The 600-nt window shown below is 60.0% G+C and carries 1 pseudogene; it reads right to left on the bottom strand.

The annotated features are described in order from the left end of the window. Nucleotides 1–600 (bottom strand): annotated as a pseudogene (locus QNN88_RS22820) (type IV secretion protein Rhs); the annotation flags it as partial.

The raw sequence follows: 600 nt of genomic DNA, 5'->3' as shown, positions 1-600 counted from the left end.
ATCGCTGTAATCGTGCCGGGTTTCGTGTTGCCAGAGCAGGTCATTCGTTTCCGGGTGATGCACCGTCTGGCGTTCGTTGGTAAGTCTGCCCTGTTTATCGTACTCATACTGTACGGCGACGCGGTGACCGTCGCTGAGTTGGCTGACTTCGGTCAGCCAGCCGCGCTCGTTGTAGGTCCACTGTTCCGCCGGCTCATCATTGACGGTACGGTGGGTCAGCCGGTCTGACGCATCGTAATGCCAGAGGGTGACGAGGCTTTCGTCTTCACTGCAGATAAGCTGCCCGGTAATACCGTACTGATAACGCTGCGTTCTGCCGTCAAAACCCGTTTCCTGCACCAGCCGGTCCAGCACATCATAAGTGAATAGCGTGTGGCTGCCGTTTTCGTTGGTCAGTTGGGTAAGGCGACCTGCAGCGTCGTATGCCATCTGCCGGGTCAGGCCGCCAGTGGTGGTGCTCACCGGGTGTCCTGCGTCGTCGTACTCTGTGGTCTGCCTGCTGCCGTCCGGGGAGATGACTGCTGCCAGGTCGCCTGCCAGGCTGTATTCGTAGCGCGTTTCCCGGCCCTGTGCGTCCTGCTGGCTGACCTGTCTGCCGCA

It is taken from the genome of Citrobacter sp. ANG330, assembly GCF_047467925.1.
Classification (GTDB): Bacteria; Pseudomonadota; Gammaproteobacteria; order Enterobacterales; family Enterobacteriaceae; genus Citrobacter_A; species Citrobacter_A amalonaticus_G.
The sequence above is the reverse complement of the archived record's forward strand: the minus strand, read 5'-3'. Positions and strand labels throughout refer to the sequence as shown.